The organism is Haloarcula sp. Atlit-47R (assembly GCF_003665985.1).
Lineage (GTDB): Archaea > Halobacteriota > Halobacteria > Halobacteriales > Haloarculaceae > Haloarcula > Haloarcula taiwanensis.
The window spans coordinates 1-458 of record NZ_QPLQ01000067.1; the positions used below are offsets into that span (position 1 = coordinate 1).

1 pseudogene is annotated in these 458 nt (G+C 64.2%); it reads right to left on the reverse strand.

Annotated elements, in window-relative coordinates:
- Positions 1–458, reverse strand: a pseudogene (gene aceA / locus DVK00_RS20900) (isocitrate lyase); the annotation flags it as partial.

Below are 458 nucleotides of genomic sequence, written 5' to 3' on the forward strand. Positions count from 1 at the left end.
CTGCTTGGCGTCGACGGCCGCCTCGAAGCGGGCGCGAGCCTTCTCGCGGGAGATGATTTGCTTGCCCGCGATGTGGCCACAGCGCTTCGGCGTCGTCTGGTCTTCGATGTGGATGGCGGCGACACCGGCCTTCTCGTACTCGCGGACGGCGCGACGGACGTTGTGGATGCCGCCGTAGCCCGTGTCACAGTCGGCGATGATAGGGAGGTTCGTCGCCTCGACCATGCGCTTTGCATTCTCGACCATTTCGGTCATCGTGACCATCTCCAGGTCCGGGAAGCCGAACTGCCCGAGGACGGTCGAATACCCGGACATGTAGGCAGCGTCGTGGCCGGTCATCTCGGCGAGCCGCGCGTCGAGAGCATGGTACATGCCGGGTGCGAACACGAAGTCCTGCGTGTTCAGCATCTCGCGGAGTTCGCGGCCTTTCGGGTTGTCGATATCGCGGACGAAGACGT